The sequence below is a fragment of the Paraburkholderia sp. BR10954 genome (assembly GCF_040965775.1).
In the GTDB taxonomy this organism is placed as follows: Bacteria; Pseudomonadota; Gammaproteobacteria; order Burkholderiales; family Burkholderiaceae; genus Paraburkholderia; species Paraburkholderia youngii.
In genome coordinates, this window is record NZ_JBFRCK010000010.1 from 1 (window position 1) to 14,152 (window position 14,152).

Sequence of the window (14,152 nt, forward strand, 5' to 3'; positions counted from 1 at the left end):
GGGGCTTCGAGCCCCTTGAAGGGTCGTTCAAGACCAGGACGTTGATAGGTCAGGTGTGCACGTACAGTAATGTACTGAGCTAACTGATACTAATTGCCCGTAAGGCTTGATCCTATAACAGGTGTGTCTCGACAACCGTTAGCGCTTTAGCGCTTACGGGTGTCCGATCCCCGAAGGGGATGAAGACATGCAGTTTGAGACCGGTGTTGTGCCAGAAACAACACAACCCCAAAAACACGAATCCTTTACGCTTCTTCCCGATTGGCTGTGGCGCCGGGTTGACCCCAACCCGACTGCGACGCAGCAACCCGTCATGCCTGATGACCATAGCGAGTCGGTCCCACCCCTTCCCATCCCGAACAGGACCGTGAAACGACTCCACGCCGATGATAGTGCGGATTGCCCGTGTGAAAGTAGGTAATCGTCAGGCTCCCCCAAAAGCCAGAAACCCCACCGCCCAGCGGTGGGGTTTTTGCGTTTACGCGGTCAATTCCGCGCGCTTCACTACTTTCCGATCCGCAGCACATCCTCAAGCTCCTCCGTTGCTAGTAGCGTCCGCACGCAAGCCGCAAGATCAAGCGGGAGTCGCCGTTCCCCGCCATCCAAACGCGGCTAGCACCTGCCGGATCGCCATATCGAACGGTGTGCGTTGGCCGACTCCAAGTGCCTCCAGACGGCTCGATGCCAAATGGCAGTTGTGAGGGCGCGGCGTCGCATCGGTGGGCGTGTGCTGCGCCGTCAAATGCGCGCGGAGTTGCAATGCTTCTGCTAGGCGCACGGCGATCTCGTACTTGTTCATCGGTTCGTCGCCGGACCATTGCACGATGCCGGAGATCGTTTCGCCGCGCGCGTGTCGCTCGAGCATCTGTCGGATCACGACCGCGACATCGGGCGTGAACGTAGGATAGCGGATCGCCCAAGCGTCCATCTTGGCAGCCTGGCTGCCCGGCGCTGCCGACGCCGCGATCGCCGGCACAAGGCTAGTCACGGCTGACTCTGACCAACTCACAATCGGCCCATACAGCAGCGGCAGTCGCAGCACGCATCCGAGCTCGGCCGTTTCGATTAGCGCTCGCTCTCCCTCGAGCTTGCTCTGTCCATACGCGTTCAGTGGCGCGGGCGTGCTGTCGTGACGATAGGGCGGGTGCTTGCCGTCGAACACGTAGTCGGTCGAGATCGACAGCGTCCACGCGCCGCGTCGATTCGCCGCCCCGGCGATTATTCGCACGGCATCAACATTCAACGCACGAGCACGTGCCGGATCGCGCTCGCATACATCGGGTCGGCGCTCCGCCGCGGCAATCACGACGGCATCCGGTGCCACGTGGTCGATGAAACGCTCGACCGCAAGGCTATCGCGAATATCGAACGCGACCATCTGTGGAGACGGCCGGCTAAATGCTGTGGAGACGATGTGCCAATCGATCTGGCGCGCGAGTTCGTCGTTGAGCGCGCGCCCGAGCAGCCCGGAACCACCGATTACGGCAACCTTGAACATGCCCCGCACCCTCAGCGCAGAGACGTGGCCGTGTATCCGGCTTCGTCAATCGCGGCCTTCAGCGCCTCGATCGGTTGTGTCGACTCCACGAGCACACGGCCGCTCGTGAGATCTACCTGAACCTGCGCGGCGGCGTCGTGCTCGCGAATCGCGTTCGTGACGGCAGCAACACAGTGCTGGCAGCTCATGCCTTCTACATGGAGTTCGATTGTCATTGCACAGACCTCAGCGGAATCAGATCGCGGATAGCCGAATTATGCCTGCCGTTTCGTGTTTGGGTAGCTGACCTTCCCACGATGGGAAGGTGTAGGATCGCTTCGAGTTCATCCGCAACCTTGGGAAAACAGTCATGAACATTGGCGAAGCGGCCCGCGCGTCGGGCGTTACGGCAAAGATGATCCGCTACTACGAAAGCGTCGGCCTTTTGTCCGCGAAGGCGCGCACGAGCGCTGGTTATCGCGTGTATGGCCCGCAGGAAGTGCACTCTCTTCGCTTTATCCGGCAGGCGCGCCGGCTCGGATTTCTGGTCGAGGATATCCGGCGACTCCTCGCTCTATGGCACGACCGCTCGCGTGCAAGCGCCGAAGTAAAGCGGATCGCGCTCGAGCATGTCGCCGAACTCGATCGCCGCATCGCCGAGTTGACGGACATGCGCGACACCCTCGCGCATCTGGCCGATCATTGCAACGGCGATGACCGGCCAGATTGTCCGATCATCGAGCGACTAGCGGATACAGACCTTGTTTCGGGACAAGGTTGCCATCCGCTTTAGCCGGAGAGTCGCAACCTGGTCTGCCGATTCGCTTTGGTCAAACCGAGTGGTGCACCGAAAGTGTGCGTTGAAACTCAGGCAAGGACGCCCGCGCCGAGCGCGCGGTAAAACCCAAATAAAATCAGCACGGTCAGCGCACCAATGAAGTGCGTTATTCCAAAATGGAATGCACATCATGCGGGCATTTCACTGGTCCGGTTGCACCTGAAGACTATAATGCGGGTTAACCCTTTTACGGGAAATCCCTGATGTCAAATCACCGGGGATTCGATCTGATCCTTGGAGAACATCATGTTTGCATTCATTCTTGAGAAGCTGAGCACCTGGTTCGAAACCGCGGAACGTAGCCGTCGTGAGGCATACCTCGCATCGTCGTCGGATATCGTCCAGCTCGAACAGCGCATCCGTTCGCTCGAAACCAACGGCTATTCGCGCTGAGTTTCCGCTTTGAGTTTGACCTGGCGGCGCCTGCTTTTGCGCGGCCATTGCAGTACCGATGTCGAGCCCCGTCAAAGCGGGGCTTTGCCGTATCTGCACATCGAAAACCGCGCGCCTTCGGCGTTTTTCGAGTGATCGCCGCAAGAAGGCTGCTCATGGCGAATATCGACTAGCTTCGTAACGCGGGCCGCGGTAATGTAGGACGTTTTTCGCGCAAGACGGCATTCATAACCAATCGGGCTGCCTATGTCCTCCGTCCGTTCGCTGCAAACTTTCCGATCCATGATGGCCGCGGCCGCCACGGCGACCTTCGCCACCCTCTGTGCCGCGTCGGACGCATATGCGGTGTCCGATTACGAGCGTCCTCCCGTGGTTCTCGATACGCTTGGCGGCATCAATAATGGCCACAGCGGTACCGTACTGCTAAGCGCGCCGCCTGCGCCGGAGCCGATCGTCGCCGCACCGCCGATCGCGGCACCCATCGAGCTGCCTGCAGAATCGCCGCCGCCGTTCGTGGTCGCGCCTTATATCCAGTTGCCGGCGGGTGGTGGCGTGCCGCCGCGGCCGATGCCGCGACCAGTGCCGTTTCCGCAATAGGTAGCGACGGCGCGAAAGATCGTCGGCGACGCTTCTAACCCGTGCCGCTTCTCCCGCCGAATACGCCAGCTTCGCTCGCCCCCGACAATCCCATTCGGGTTTGGGCGCATGGCGTCCGTGAAACCGCCCGACGACAATCGTTGCGCGCCTTGTCGCCGTGAGCTTCGATCCCGGCTGCGCGCCTGCGTCACCGCTTCGAACGGAAAATACAAGGAGACGTCATCATGCCCAATCACTGGATGCAGCGTGCGACGCGCGCCTGCCTGATCCTCCTCGCACTGGCTGCGCTGCCCGGCGCCGGGTTCGCGAAGGACGCGCCGGAAATGCCGACACTGACGATGGCCGTCGGCGGCTTACCCGGCCTCTACTATTTGCCAGTCCTCGCCGCACAGCAGCTCGGCTACTTCAAGGACGAAGGCCTGAACGTCACGCTCGAAGATTTCGCGGGCGGCTCGAAGGCGCTCGAAGCGGTGGTGGGCGGCAGCGCCGAAGTCGGCGCGGGCGCGTTCGAGCACACGCTGTTCATGCAGGCGAAGGGGCAGCACTATCGCGCGTTCGTGTTGATGGGCCGCGCACCGCAGATCGTGATCGGCGTGGTGAAGTCGAAGGCCGATCAGATCAAGTCGCTCGCGGACTTCAAAGGCGCGAAGGTCGGCGTGAGCGCGCCGGGTTCGTCGACGGATCTCGTGCTCACCGTCGCGTTGCGCAAGGCCGGCGTGCAGCGCAGCGACATTTCGGCGATCGGCGTCGGAAGCGGCGCCACAGTGCTGGCCGCGGTGGGCAGTGGGCAGATCGACGCGCTATCCAATGTCGATCCAATGATGACCAAGCTCACGCGTAGCGGCGCGATCAAGGTGCTGGTGGATACGCGCACGGTCAAAGGCACGCAGGAGGTGTTCGGCGGTACGATGCCCGCTGCAACGCTTTATGCGCCCGAAAGCTTCATCCAGAAAAATCCGAAGACGACGCAGGCGCTGACCAATGCGATCGTGCGCGCAAATCATTGGCTGCAGACCGCGAGCGATGCGGATCTGCTGAAGATGGTGCCGCAAGCCTATCTGTTGGGCGACCCGACGCTTTATCTCGATGCCTTTCACAACGTGCGCGACGCGTACTCGCCGGATGGACTGATGCCCGCAGATGGGCCGGCGACGGCGCTGCGCGCGTTGTCGTCGTTCGACAGCCGGCTCGATCCGAAGAAGATCGATTTGAGTGCGACCTATACGAACCAGTTCGCCAGCAAGGCGGCCGCGCAGTTGAAGTGAGCCCGAGCGCAGATCGGCTTGCGCGGGCAGGCAACTGCAGACCGCACGCGCAATCCGCTCACGCGCCGCACATCGCGTTCAATTGCCGCGATATTCGACCTTGAACGTCGCAGCCTTGTCCTCGCCGAGCATCTTGACGAGCCATGGCATCTGGTCCTTCAGCATCTTGGCGAGCGTATACGGCGGGTTCAGGATGAACATGCCGCTACCGAACAGCCCATAGCCGTCTTCCGGCGGATTGCTGACGGTCAGGCCGACGTGCAGCCAGTTGTCCTTCTGCAATTGTTTCAGCTGATCGGGAAAACGCTGCGACTCGGGGCGCTTGACCTGTGGATACCAGACCGCATACGTGCCGGTCGGAAATCGCTTCAGACTTTCCTCGACACAGCGCAGCGTGCGCCCGTAGTCGCGCTTGTCTTCATACGACGGGTCGAGCAGGATCAGCGCGCGACGCGGCGCCGGCGGCAACAGCGCGAGAATGCCGTCGAAGCCGTCGCCCGCGTACAGCATCGCGCGGCGACCCGCGTCGCGAAAATTGTGGCGCAGCACATCGATTTCGGTGCTGTGCAATTCGAATAGCCGCATACGATCCTGCGCGCGCAACTGTCGCCACGCGAGATACGGCGAGCCCGGATAGAAATGCAGCTGGCCATCGGCATTGAGCGCGCTGACTTCGTCGACGTAGTCGGCGAACAGCGGCGGCAGATCGTTGCGTCCCCACAGTTTTGCGATACCCGTCTCGAACTCGCCGGTTTTCGTCGCGTAGCCTTCCTTCAGCGAGTAGACGCCGGCGCCCGCGTGCGTGTCGATATACCAGTAGGCCTTGTCCTTCTGGCCAAGGTAGCGCAGGAGCTGCAACACGACGGCGTGTTTCAGAACGTCGGCGTGATTGCCGGCATGAAAGGCGTGGCGGTAGCTGAGCATGATGAGAGGACGCTGAGAGAGCGCAGGCCGGCCCCAAGGAGCCGGCGACGCGCGGTCGCGTATTGTACGCGACCGCGCGTGCCCGGTTAGTCATTCAGTGCGCGGCGCTGCGCGCGCGATCACTCGTGCGCGTCGCCGATGATCTCCTCGATCCGCTGCTTGATCTCCGGCGTGATGCGCGTCGCCACCTCGGCGGACTGCATGTTTTCGCCGATCTGTTCGACGCGCGAGGCGCCCGTGATCACCGTGCTGACATTCGGATTCTTCAGAATCCACGCGATCGCGAGCTGACCGACCGTGCAGTCGAGTTCGTCGGCGACCGCGCCGAGCTGGCCGACCACGCTGTTCCGCGTCGGGTCGGTGAGCTGCTGACGCAGCCAGTCATAGCCCTGCAACTGCGCGCGACTGTCGGCGGGCACGCCGTCACGGTATTTGCCGGTGAGCAGGCCCGATGCCAGCGGACTCCACGTGGTCAGGCCGAGGCCGATGTCCTCGTAAAGCCGCTTGTATTCCTGCTCGACGCGTTTGCGGTGAAACAGGTTGTATTGCGGCTGCTCCATGACCGGCTTGTGCAGATGGTGTCGCTCGGCGATTTCATATGCGGCGCGAATCTCGTCTGCGCTCCATTCCGAGGTGCCCCAGTACAGCGCCTTGCCGCGCGCGATCATGTCGCTCATTGCCCAGACCGTTTCCTCGACCGGCGTGTTCGGATCGGGACGATGACAGAATACGAGATCGACGTAATCGAGTTGCAGGCGCTTCAACGACCCGTCGATCGCGTTCATCAGGTACTTGCGGTTAAGCGTGTGGTACTGGTTCGGCGCTTCGTTGAGTCCCCAGAAAAATTTCGTCGACACGACGTAGCTCACGCGCGGCCACGCGAGCTCCTTCAACGCATGGCCCATGATTTCCTCGGATTTGCCGCCCGCATAGACTTCGGCGTTGTCGAAGAAATTGACGCCCGCGTCGCGCGCCGCGGCAAGCGATTCGCGCGCGGCGCGGTGATCCACCTGGTTGCCGTACGTGACCCATGAGCCGATCGACAACTCGCTCACTTGCAGGCCGGAGCGGCCCAGACGTCGATAATTCATGCATGTCTCCTGGTTGGTGATGCCACGGGAATGGAGCCCCGATTCAGTCCGGAAGCGTCCAGTTTAAATAGATCCGGTTCGGCGTGCGTTTTACCTATGTCGTTCACAGGGTTCATGCACAATAGCAAAGTCAGCCGCCGCGCTGCATCCGCCGAACGGTCTATACCGTTTGGCCGACTTCTCGCCGCGCGCGGCTTCGTGGTCTCATTGCTCATCAACTGCATGGAGGTTCTGGATGTCGTCTCTGAACTCGAATCTGAACGGCAAGGTCGCCGTCGTCACTGGCGCCGCGAGTGGCATCGGCAAACAGATCGCGTTGACTCTGTCGGCCGCAGGTGCGGCGGTCGCGATCGCCGACCTGAACCAGCAGGGCGCGAACGCCGTTGCTGAAGAAATCGGAAAGGGCGGCGGTAAGGCCATCGGCGTGGCAATGGACGTGACGAGCGAAGACGCCGTCAACCAGGGTATCGACAAGGTCGCCGAGGAATTCGGCTCGATCGACATTCTCGTTTCCAACGCCGGCATCCAGATCGTCAATCCGATCGAAAACTATTCGTTCTCGGACTGGAAAAAGATGCAGGCCATTCACGTGGACGGCGCGTTCCTGACCACCAAGGCAGCGCTCAAGCATATGTACAAGGACAATCGCGGCGGAGTCGTGATCTACATGGGCTCGGTCCACTCGCATCTCGCCTCGCCGCTGAAGTCGGCGTACGTGACCGCGAAGCACGCTCTGCTGGGTCTGTCGCGCGTGCTCGCCAAGGAGGGCGCTGCGCATAACGTGCGTTCGCACGTCGTGTGTCCGGGCTTCGTGCGCACGCCGCTCGTCGACAAGCAGATTCCCGAGCAGGCGAAGGAATTCGGTATCAGCGAAGAGGAAGTCATCAAGCGCGTGATGCTGGGCAGTACCGTCGACGGTATCTTCACGACGGTCGAAGACGTCGCGCAGACCGTGCTGTTCCTGTCGACCTTCCCGACTGCGGCGCTGACCGGCCAGTCGTTCATCGTGAGCCACGGCTGGTACATGCACTAAGGGGCGGCCTGTGGCGCAACGCAATCTGAAGCGGGCGCGCGTGGGCGTGTCCGGCGACGGGGAAGGTGCGGGTGCGGCGATTGCCGCCCGCTCGCGCCGGCATCTCCGATTGCCCAACTACGAAACCATCGCGCTGATGCTGCAAGGCGGCGGCGCGCTCGGCGCCTACCAGGCCGGCGTCTTTCAGGGGCTTTACGAAGCCGGCATCGAACCGAACTGGATCGCGGGAATTTCGATCGGCGCGCTGAATACGGCGATCATTGCGGGCAATGCGCCGGAACGACGCGTCGAGCGTCTGCTGCAATTCTGGGAGACGATCTGCCAGCCGGCGTTCGGACCGCCGTTGCCGGCTCCGGTCGAACACGTGCTGTTCAATTCGAGCGAAGCGGTGCGCAAGGCATTTACGGCAGCGCAGGCGATGAGCGCAATCGTCGAAGGGCAAAAGGGCTTTTTCGTGCCGCGTTTCCCGCCGCCGTTGCCGACAGTGTCCGGCTCGCCGCAATTGGCGAGCTACTACGACACCACGCCGCTGAAGGCCACGCTCGAGTCGCTGTGCGATTTCGATCGGATCAATTCCGGGGAAATACGCGTGTCGGTGGGCGCGGTGAATTGCGGCACGGGCAACTTCGCGTACTTCGACAATACGCACACCACGCTCAGGCCCGAGCATTTCATAGCGTCGGGCGCGTTGCCGCCGGGCTTCGCGGCCGTCGAGATAGACGGTCAGTTTTACTGGGACGGCGGCCTGATGTCGAATACGCCGCTCTACGAGGTGCTCCAGACCACACCGCGTCGCGATACGCTCGCGTTTCAGGTCGATTTATGGAGCGCGATCGGGCCGGTGCCGGACAACATCACGGACGTGCAGGGGCGCATGGAAGACATCCAGTATTCGAGCCGTACGCGTCTCGTGACCGACATGCTGCAGCGTTCGCAGCGTTTCCGTCACGTACTGCGCGAGGTGCTGGACCGTGTGCCCGAAGAGCAACGCGACGATCCATGGTGCAAGCTGGCCGAAGATCTGTCGTGCTCGAAGCGCTACAACGTGATTCACCTGATCTACCGGCACAAGGAATACGAAGGACACTACAAGGACTTTCAATTCGGTCTGTCGACGATGCGCGAGCATTGGCGAAGCGGTCTCGAAGATATTGTCCGTTCACTCGAACAGCCCGACTGGCTCGATATGCCGCAGAACGATGCCGGGTTCGTCACGCACGATATTCATCGGGACTCGCGCTGATTCTTCGCGGAGAAACCCGACGCCGCGCCGGCAAGGCCGAACGGACAGTCCGTCAGGCATAAAAAACGGCGCCCTTTTCTGAAAAGGGCGCCGTTTCTACAGACAGTTGCAGCGGCGATGCTGCTGCACTGGCGCGGCAAACCTCCGCGCGGTGAATTGCCTTACTTGAGCACGTGAGCAATCGCGTTGGCGACGACGTCGAGGTTGCGCGTATTGAGCGCAGCCACGCAGATACGGCCGGTGCTGACCGCATAGATGCCGAACTCTTCGCGCAGACGTTCCACTTGCGCAGCCGTCAGACCCGAGTACGAGAACATGCCGCGCTGTGCGTTCACGAAGCTGAAGTCACGATCGACGCCGCTTGCCTTCAGGCGCTCGACGAGACCGTTACGCATTGCGCGGATACGGTCGCGCATTTCGCCCAGTTCGCTTTCCCACGTCGCGCGCAGTTCCGGCGACGCGAGCACGGCCGCGACCACCGAGCCGCCGTGCGTCGGCGGGTTCGAGTAGTTGGTGCGGATCACGCGCTTCAGTTGCGACAGCACGCGCGCCGCTTCTTCCTTGCTCGAGGTGATGATCGACAGTGCGCCGACACGCTCGCCGTAGAGCGAGAACGACTTCGAGAACGACGACGACACGAACACGTTCAGTTCCTGCGCCGCGAACAGACGCACGGCTGCCGCATCCGCTTCGATGTTGTCGCCGAAGCCCTGGTAGGCGATATCGAGGAACGGCACGAGATTGCGCGCCTTGACGACCTCGACGACCTGCTTCCACTGTTCGACGCTCAGGTCGACGCCGGTCGGGTTGTGGCAGCACGCGTGCAGCACGACGATCGTGCCCGCCGCATAGCTGTTCAGCGCATTCAGCATGCCGTCGAAGTTCACGCCGTGCGTCTGCGCGTCATAGTACGGATACGATTCGACGACGAAGCCCGCGCCTTCGAACAGCGCGCGATGGTTTTCCCAGCTCGGGTCGCTGATCGCGACCTTGCTGTTCGGATTCACGCGCTTCAGGAAGTCCGCGCCGATCTTCAGCGCCCCCGTGCCGCCCAGCGCCTGCGCCGTGACGACGCGGCCGGCCGCGATCAGCGGCGAGTCGTTGCCGAGCAGCAGCTTTTGCACGGCGGCATCGTAAGCGGCGATACCTTCGATCGGCAGATAGCCACGCGGCAGCGCGGCATCGACGCGGGCCTGTTCCGCCTCGCGCACGGCGCGCAGCAGCGGAATCTTGCCTTCTTCATTGAAGTACACACCAACGCCGAGGTTGACCTTGGTGGCGCGCGTATCGGCGTTGAAAGCTTCGTTCAGGCCCAGAATCGGGTCGCGGGGAGCTAGTTCGACGGCGGAGAACAGAGACATGATGGGTGGGCAGCAGTAGTGAAAAGAGGGCGGCTTCGCGCGCGGGCGGCCTCATCTGGAGCGTCGGCGGCGTTTCGCGTGTGCGGCGTGAGTTCGACGAAACGCGAAAATCGGGGACGGCCTATGGACAGCGGCGAGCGAGCGCAACTTCGCATTGTAACGAATCCGGGCGCTTTTTTCGGACGACCAGATGGCCCAAGGGCAATTATTTGCTTGAAAAACAGGCACTGGGAGCCATGTGGCAGAAAGGAAGTTGAGCGCACGGGGCGGTTTCGACCGCGCGACCCGGCCAAGGTGCGCTGTCCTTCGCCTCGCGCACAAGTCCGCAAAGGGCCATGACACGCCGCCGCCCGCACGGCCAGCGCCCCCTACGTAACCCCGCTCGATCTTCGCTTTCCGCAACCCGTTAGAATGATTCTTTGCCCAAGGCCGGTGCCGCCCCTCATGTCCGAACACCATCTGACTGAAGCCGACGATACGCTCGACGAATCCAAATTCATCACGTTCGACGGTTCGCCGTTCAAGCTCTACCAGCCGTATCCGCCCGCCGGCGACCAGCCCACGGCCATCGAGACGCTTGTCGAAGGCGTCGGCGATGGTCTCGCGTTCCAGACGCTGCTCGGCGTGACGGGCTCCGGCAAGACCTTCACGATGGCCAACACGATCGCGCGGCTCGGCCGCCCGGCGATCGTGTTCGCGCCGAACAAGACGCTCGCCGCGCAGCTGTACTCGGAGTTTCGCGAGTTCTTTCCGCGCAACGCGGTCGAGTACTTCGTCTCGTACTACGACTACTACCAGCCGGAAGCGTACGTGCCGCAGCGCGATCTATTCATCGAGAAAGACTCGTCGATCAACGAGCATATCGAGCAGATGCGGCTTTCGGCGACCAAGAGCCTGATGGAGCGGCGCGACGTGGTGATCGTCGCGACGGTGTCGGCGATTTACGGTATCGGCAATCCGTCCGAATACCACCAGATGATCCTGACGCTGCGCACCGGCGACCGGCTCGGCCAGCGCGATGTCATCGCGCGGCTGATCGCGATGCAGTACAGCCGCAACGAAGCCGACTTCCGGCGCGGCTCGTTCCGCGTGCGGGGGGATACGATCGATATCTTCCCGGCCGAGCACGCCGAGATGGCGGTGCGCGTCGAGCTGTTCGACGACGAAGTCGAAACGCTGCAGCTGTTCGATCCGCTCACCGGTCGCGTGCGGCAGAAGATTCCGCGCTTTACCGTGTATCCGTCGTCGCACTACGTGACGCCGCGCGACACCGTGCTGCGCGCGGTCGAAACGATCAAGGCCGAACTGCGCGAGCGGCTCGAGTTCTTCTATAGCGAAGGCAAGCTCGTCGAGGCGCAGCGGCTCGAGCAGCGCACCCGCTTCGACCTTGAAATGCTGCAGGAGCTCGGATTCTGCAAGGGCATCGAGAACTATTCGCGGCATTTCTCGGGCGCGGCGCCGGGCGAGCCGCCGCCGACGCTCGTCGATTACCTGCCGCCCGACGCGATCATGATGCTCGACGAATCGCACGTGCTGATCGGCCAGCTGAACGGCATGTACAACGGCGACCGCGCGCGCAAGGAAAACCTCGTCGACTACGGTTTCCGGCTACCGTCGGCGCTCGACAACCGGCCGCTCAAGTTCAACGAGTTCGAGCGCAAGATGCGCCAGGTCGTGTTCGTGTCGGCGACGCCCGCCGATTACGAGAAGAAGACGTCGGGGCAGGTCGCCGAACAGCTGGTGCGCCCGACCGGCCTCGTCGATCCCGAAATCGAGGTGCGGCCGGCGCGCAGCCAGGTCGACGACGTGCTCGGCGAGATCAACGAGCGCATCAAGGCCGGCGATCGGGTGCTCGTCACGACACTGACGAAGCGGATGGCCGAGCAGCTCACCGAGTTTCTGGCCGACCACGGCATCAAGGTGCGCTATCTGCACAGCGACATCGACACGGTCGAGCGCGTCGAAATCATCCGCGATCTGCGTCTCGGCGCGTTCGATGTGCTGGTCGGCATCAACCTGCTGCGTGAGGGCCTCGATATTCCCGAGGTGTCGCTGGTCGCGATTCTGGACGCGGACAAGGAAGGCTTCCTGCGCGCGGAGCGTTCGCTGATCCAGACCATCGGCCGGGCGGCGCGTAACGTGAACGGCAAGGCGATCCTCTACGCGGACAACATCACCGACTCGATGCGTCGCGCGATCGACGAAACCGAGCGGCGCCGGGCCAAGCAGATCGCGTTCAACGCCGCGCACGGCATTACGCCTCGTGGGGTCGTGAAACGGATTCGCGACATCATCGACGGCGTGTACAACGTCGACGAAGCGCGCGCCGAGTTGAAGGAGCAGCAGACCCGCGCGAAGTTCGAGGACATGTCCGAGAAGCAACTCGCCAAGGAAATCAAGCGCCTCGAAAAGCAGATGATGGAGCACGCGAAGAATCTCGAATTCGAGAAAGCCGCGCAGACCCGCGACCAACTGGCGCTGCTGCGTCAGCGCGTGTTCGGCGCGAATGTCGGCGATCACGTGTCGGGCGTCGACTAATTGAAGTTTCCCTCCACCGCTTTGTTCACCATGAAAGGGCGCGGCCGCTCGCCACGCCCTTTCTCATTGGCCAGTACCTGAGCTCCCGCGGGAGCCGTCCGGAGCGGTCACCTGGGTCGTGACGAATTCCGTCCCACCTTCCTCGACACACAAAGATTCTCTTAAGCGAACCTTAAAACCATGTTGGCATGAGGCCGAGCGCACTAACAGGTTTGTCCTCATCAGCGATCGATGATAAACTCAACCAATATTGAGAATGGTTCGCATTTAAATTCACATCTGACTTGCGGCCCCGTGTTTCAATGAAATCGATTCCAGTCTGATAAAAACAAGGAGCATCAATGCGGATTTCTTCCTTTGTGCGAGGTGGCGCGGCAACGGTAGCCGCAGTCGCGGCGCTGTCGGCCTCGGCCGCCGAATATCCGATCGGCAAGCAGCAGATCCAGGGTGGCATGGAAATCGGCGTGGTCTACCTGCAGCCGATCACGATGGAGCCCGAAGGCATGATGCGCAAGGCGTCGGATTCAGACATCCATCTCGAGTCCGACATTCACGCGGTCAAGAACAATCCGACCGGTTTCGCCGAAGGCGACTGGATGCCTTATCTGCAGGTGCGCTACGAACTGACGAAGGCCGGCTCGAACCAGCCGTTGAAGGGCGACCTGATGGCGATGGTCGCGAACGACGGTCCGCACTACGGCGACAACGTCAAGCTGCAAGGCCCGGGCAAGTATCACCTGAAGCTGATCGTCGAACCGCCGATGCAGATGGGCCACATGGCGTTCGGCCGCCACGTCGACAAGGAAACCGGCGTGGGTCCGTGGTTCAAGCCCATCACGCTCGAATATGACTTCACCTTCGCTGGCATCGGCAAGAAGGGCGGTTACTGATCGACGCGCGATGCAAACGCGGTCGCTCGACGTATCAGTGAATGCAGCAGACGGCGCGCGGACAGTCGGTGTGATACCCGGCGTCGGCGGGTCGCGTTTTCCGGAAAGGGCAATGGGAATCAACCGAAAAATCACGATGCTTGCCGCCACGTTTTGCCTGGCGGCCACGGGTCACGCAGCCGACCTGCCGACCTTCAAGCTCGAAATGAACGACGGCAAGCTGAATCCGGCCCGCATCGAAGTGCCCGCGGGGCAGCGTATCAAGATCGAAGTGCGTAACACCGGCAAGGGCGCGGCGGAATTCGAAAGCGTGCAATTGCGTAAAGAGAAGGTGCTGGCGCCGGGCGCCGATTCGTTCGTCGTGATCGCCCCGCTGGAGCCGGGCGAATACAAGTTTTTCGACGACTTTCACCAGCAGGCGCAGGGCGTGATCGTCGCGAAGTAAGCAGTGGTCTCGATCGGCGGCGAGCGCCGCGGGAAGCGGGTGCTGTCGTTCGAGCGA

The 14,152-nt window shown here is 62.0% G+C and carries 14 protein-coding genes and 2 rRNA genes; 11 read left to right on the forward strand and 5 right to left on the reverse strand.

Going from position 1 to position 14,152, the window contains the following annotated elements:
* Together AB4Y34_RS16205 and rrf are read left to right on the forward strand one after the other, a co-directional pair.
* Window positions 1-114 (forward strand): 23S ribosomal RNA (locus AB4Y34_RS16205); the annotation flags it as partial.
* Between the two features lie 202 nt (window positions 115-316).
* A 5S ribosomal RNA gene (gene rrf, locus AB4Y34_RS16210) occupies window positions 317-430 on the forward strand.
* A 144-nt stretch (window positions 431-574) separates the two neighbouring features.
* Here the strand turns inward: rrf and AB4Y34_RS16215 are convergent.
* Complete coding sequence (locus AB4Y34_RS16215) at window positions 575-1,498, reverse strand: dTDP-4-dehydrorhamnose reductase family protein (protein ID WP_368716603.1); 924 nt, start codon at window positions 1,496-1,498, stop codon at window positions 575-577.
* An 11-nt stretch (window positions 1,499-1,509) separates the two neighbouring features.
* On the reverse strand, window positions 1,510-1,713 hold the full coding sequence (locus tag AB4Y34_RS16220; protein ID WP_176382369.1) for a heavy-metal-associated domain-containing protein: 204 nt from the start codon (window positions 1,711-1,713) through the stop codon (window positions 1,510-1,512).
* Window positions 1,714-1,847: 134 nt separating this feature from the next.
* Here AB4Y34_RS16220 and cueR point away from each other — a divergent pair, with 134 nt between their 5' ends.
* From cueR to AB4Y34_RS16240, 4 genes are all read left to right on the forward strand, one after another.
* Window positions 1,848-2,270, forward strand: coding sequence for a Cu(I)-responsive transcriptional regulator (gene cueR, locus AB4Y34_RS16225; RefSeq protein ID WP_176109093.1), 423 nt, complete (start codon window positions 1,848-1,850; stop codon window positions 2,268-2,270).
* Between the two features lie 291 nt (window positions 2,271-2,561).
* Entirely contained in the window at window positions 2,562-2,708 is a 147-nt protein-coding gene (locus AB4Y34_RS16230) for a DUF3563 family protein (protein ID WP_013088978.1), read from the forward strand.
* 246 nt (window positions 2,709-2,954) lie between these two features.
* Window positions 2,955-3,305 carry a hypothetical protein gene (locus tag AB4Y34_RS16235; RefSeq protein WP_255208933.1) on the forward strand — a complete coding sequence of 117 codons (351 nt, stop codon included), beginning with the start codon at window positions 2,955-2,957 and terminating at the stop codon, window positions 3,303-3,305.
* A 224-nt stretch (window positions 3,306-3,529) separates the two neighbouring features.
* A complete protein-coding gene (locus AB4Y34_RS16240) occupies window positions 3,530-4,570 on the forward strand; it encodes an ABC transporter substrate-binding protein (RefSeq protein WP_176382367.1) in 1,041 nt (346 codons plus the stop codon).
* A 78-nt stretch (window positions 4,571-4,648) separates the two neighbouring features.
* On the opposite strand, the gene AB4Y34_RS16245 is transcribed toward AB4Y34_RS16240, so the two are convergent.
* Window positions 4,649-5,494: a 23S rRNA (adenine(2030)-N(6))-methyltransferase RlmJ gene (locus tag AB4Y34_RS16245; protein WP_176382365.1), complete on the reverse strand. Its 846-nt coding sequence runs from the start codon at window positions 5,492-5,494 to the stop codon at window positions 4,649-4,651.
* Window positions 5,495-5,613: 119 nt separating this feature from the next.
* Window positions 5,614-6,585, reverse strand: coding sequence for a potassium channel beta subunit family protein (locus tag AB4Y34_RS16250; RefSeq protein ID WP_368716604.1), 972 nt, complete (start codon window positions 6,583-6,585; stop codon window positions 5,614-5,616).
* Window positions 6,586-6,820: 235 nt separating this feature from the next.
* On the opposite strand from AB4Y34_RS16250, the gene AB4Y34_RS16255 reads away from it, so the two are divergent.
* Both AB4Y34_RS16255 and AB4Y34_RS16260 read left to right on the forward strand, forming a co-directional pair.
* Entirely contained in the window at window positions 6,821-7,618 is a 798-nt protein-coding gene (locus tag AB4Y34_RS16255; protein WP_368716605.1) for a 3-hydroxybutyrate dehydrogenase, read from the forward strand.
* A gap of 10 nt (window positions 7,619-7,628) precedes the next feature.
* Entirely contained in the window at window positions 7,629-8,861 is a 1,233-nt protein-coding gene (locus AB4Y34_RS16260) for a DUF3734 domain-containing protein (RefSeq protein WP_368716606.1), read from the forward strand.
* A 161-nt stretch (window positions 8,862-9,022) separates the two neighbouring features.
* Here the strand turns inward: AB4Y34_RS16260 and AB4Y34_RS16265 are convergent, their stop codons facing one another.
* Window positions 9,023-10,222 carry an amino acid aminotransferase gene (locus AB4Y34_RS16265; RefSeq protein WP_368716607.1) on the reverse strand — a complete coding sequence of 400 codons (1,200 nt, stop codon included), beginning with the start codon at window positions 10,220-10,222 and terminating at the stop codon, window positions 9,023-9,025.
* A gap of 444 nt (window positions 10,223-10,666) precedes the next feature.
* Between AB4Y34_RS16265 and uvrB the strand changes: the two genes are divergently transcribed.
* From uvrB to AB4Y34_RS16280, 3 genes are all read left to right on the forward strand, one after another.
* Window positions 10,667-12,760, forward strand: coding sequence for an excinuclease ABC subunit UvrB (gene uvrB / locus AB4Y34_RS16270; protein WP_368716608.1), 2,094 nt, complete (start codon window positions 10,667-10,669; stop codon window positions 12,758-12,760).
* A 341-nt stretch (window positions 12,761-13,101) separates the two neighbouring features.
* Window positions 13,102-13,650 (forward strand): iron transporter, encoded by a 549-nt coding sequence (locus AB4Y34_RS16275; RefSeq protein WP_176382354.1) that lies wholly within the window; start codon window positions 13,102-13,104, stop codon window positions 13,648-13,650.
* A 112-nt stretch (window positions 13,651-13,762) separates the two neighbouring features.
* Window positions 13,763-14,095: a cupredoxin domain-containing protein gene (locus AB4Y34_RS16280; RefSeq protein WP_176382352.1), complete on the forward strand. Its 333-nt coding sequence runs from the start codon at window positions 13,763-13,765 to the stop codon at window positions 14,093-14,095.
* Window positions 14,096-14,152: the final 57 nt, after the last annotated feature.

Coding starts and splice junctions, on each gene's coding strand:
- AB4Y34_RS16215 (WP_368716603.1), bottom strand. CDS start 1,498: ATGTTCAAGGTTGCCGTAATCGGTGGTTCCGGGCTGCTCGGGCGCGCG.
- AB4Y34_RS16220 (WP_176382369.1), bottom strand. CDS start 1,713: ATGACAATCGAACTCCATGTAGAAGGCATGAGCTGCCAGCACTGTGTT.
- cueR (WP_176109093.1), top strand. CDS start 1,848: ATGAACATTGGCGAAGCGGCCCGCGCGTCGGGCGTTACGGCAAAGATG.
- AB4Y34_RS16230 (WP_013088978.1), top strand. CDS start 2,562: ATGTTTGCATTCATTCTTGAGAAGCTGAGCACCTGGTTCGAAACCGCG.
- AB4Y34_RS16235 (WP_255208933.1), top strand. CDS start 2,955: ATGTCCTCCGTCCGTTCGCTGCAAACTTTCCGATCCATGATGGCCGCG.
- AB4Y34_RS16240 (WP_176382367.1), top strand. CDS start 3,530: ATGCCCAATCACTGGATGCAGCGTGCGACGCGCGCCTGCCTGATCCTC.
- AB4Y34_RS16245 (WP_176382365.1), bottom strand. CDS start 5,494: ATGCTCAGCTACCGCCACGCCTTTCATGCCGGCAATCACGCCGACGTT.
- AB4Y34_RS16250 (WP_368716604.1), bottom strand. CDS start 6,585: ATGAATTATCGACGTCTGGGCCGCTCCGGCCTGCAAGTGAGCGAGTTG.
- AB4Y34_RS16255 (WP_368716605.1), top strand. CDS start 6,821: ATGTCGTCTCTGAACTCGAATCTGAACGGCAAGGTCGCCGTCGTCACT.
- AB4Y34_RS16265 (WP_368716607.1), bottom strand. CDS start 10,222: ATGTCTCTGTTCTCCGCCGTCGAACTAGCTCCCCGCGACCCGATTCTG.
- uvrB (WP_368716608.1), top strand. CDS start 10,667: ATGTCCGAACACCATCTGACTGAAGCCGACGATACGCTCGACGAATCC.
- AB4Y34_RS16275 (WP_176382354.1), top strand. CDS start 13,102: ATGCGGATTTCTTCCTTTGTGCGAGGTGGCGCGGCAACGGTAGCCGCA.
- AB4Y34_RS16280 (WP_176382352.1), top strand. CDS start 13,763: ATGGGAATCAACCGAAAAATCACGATGCTTGCCGCCACGTTTTGCCTG.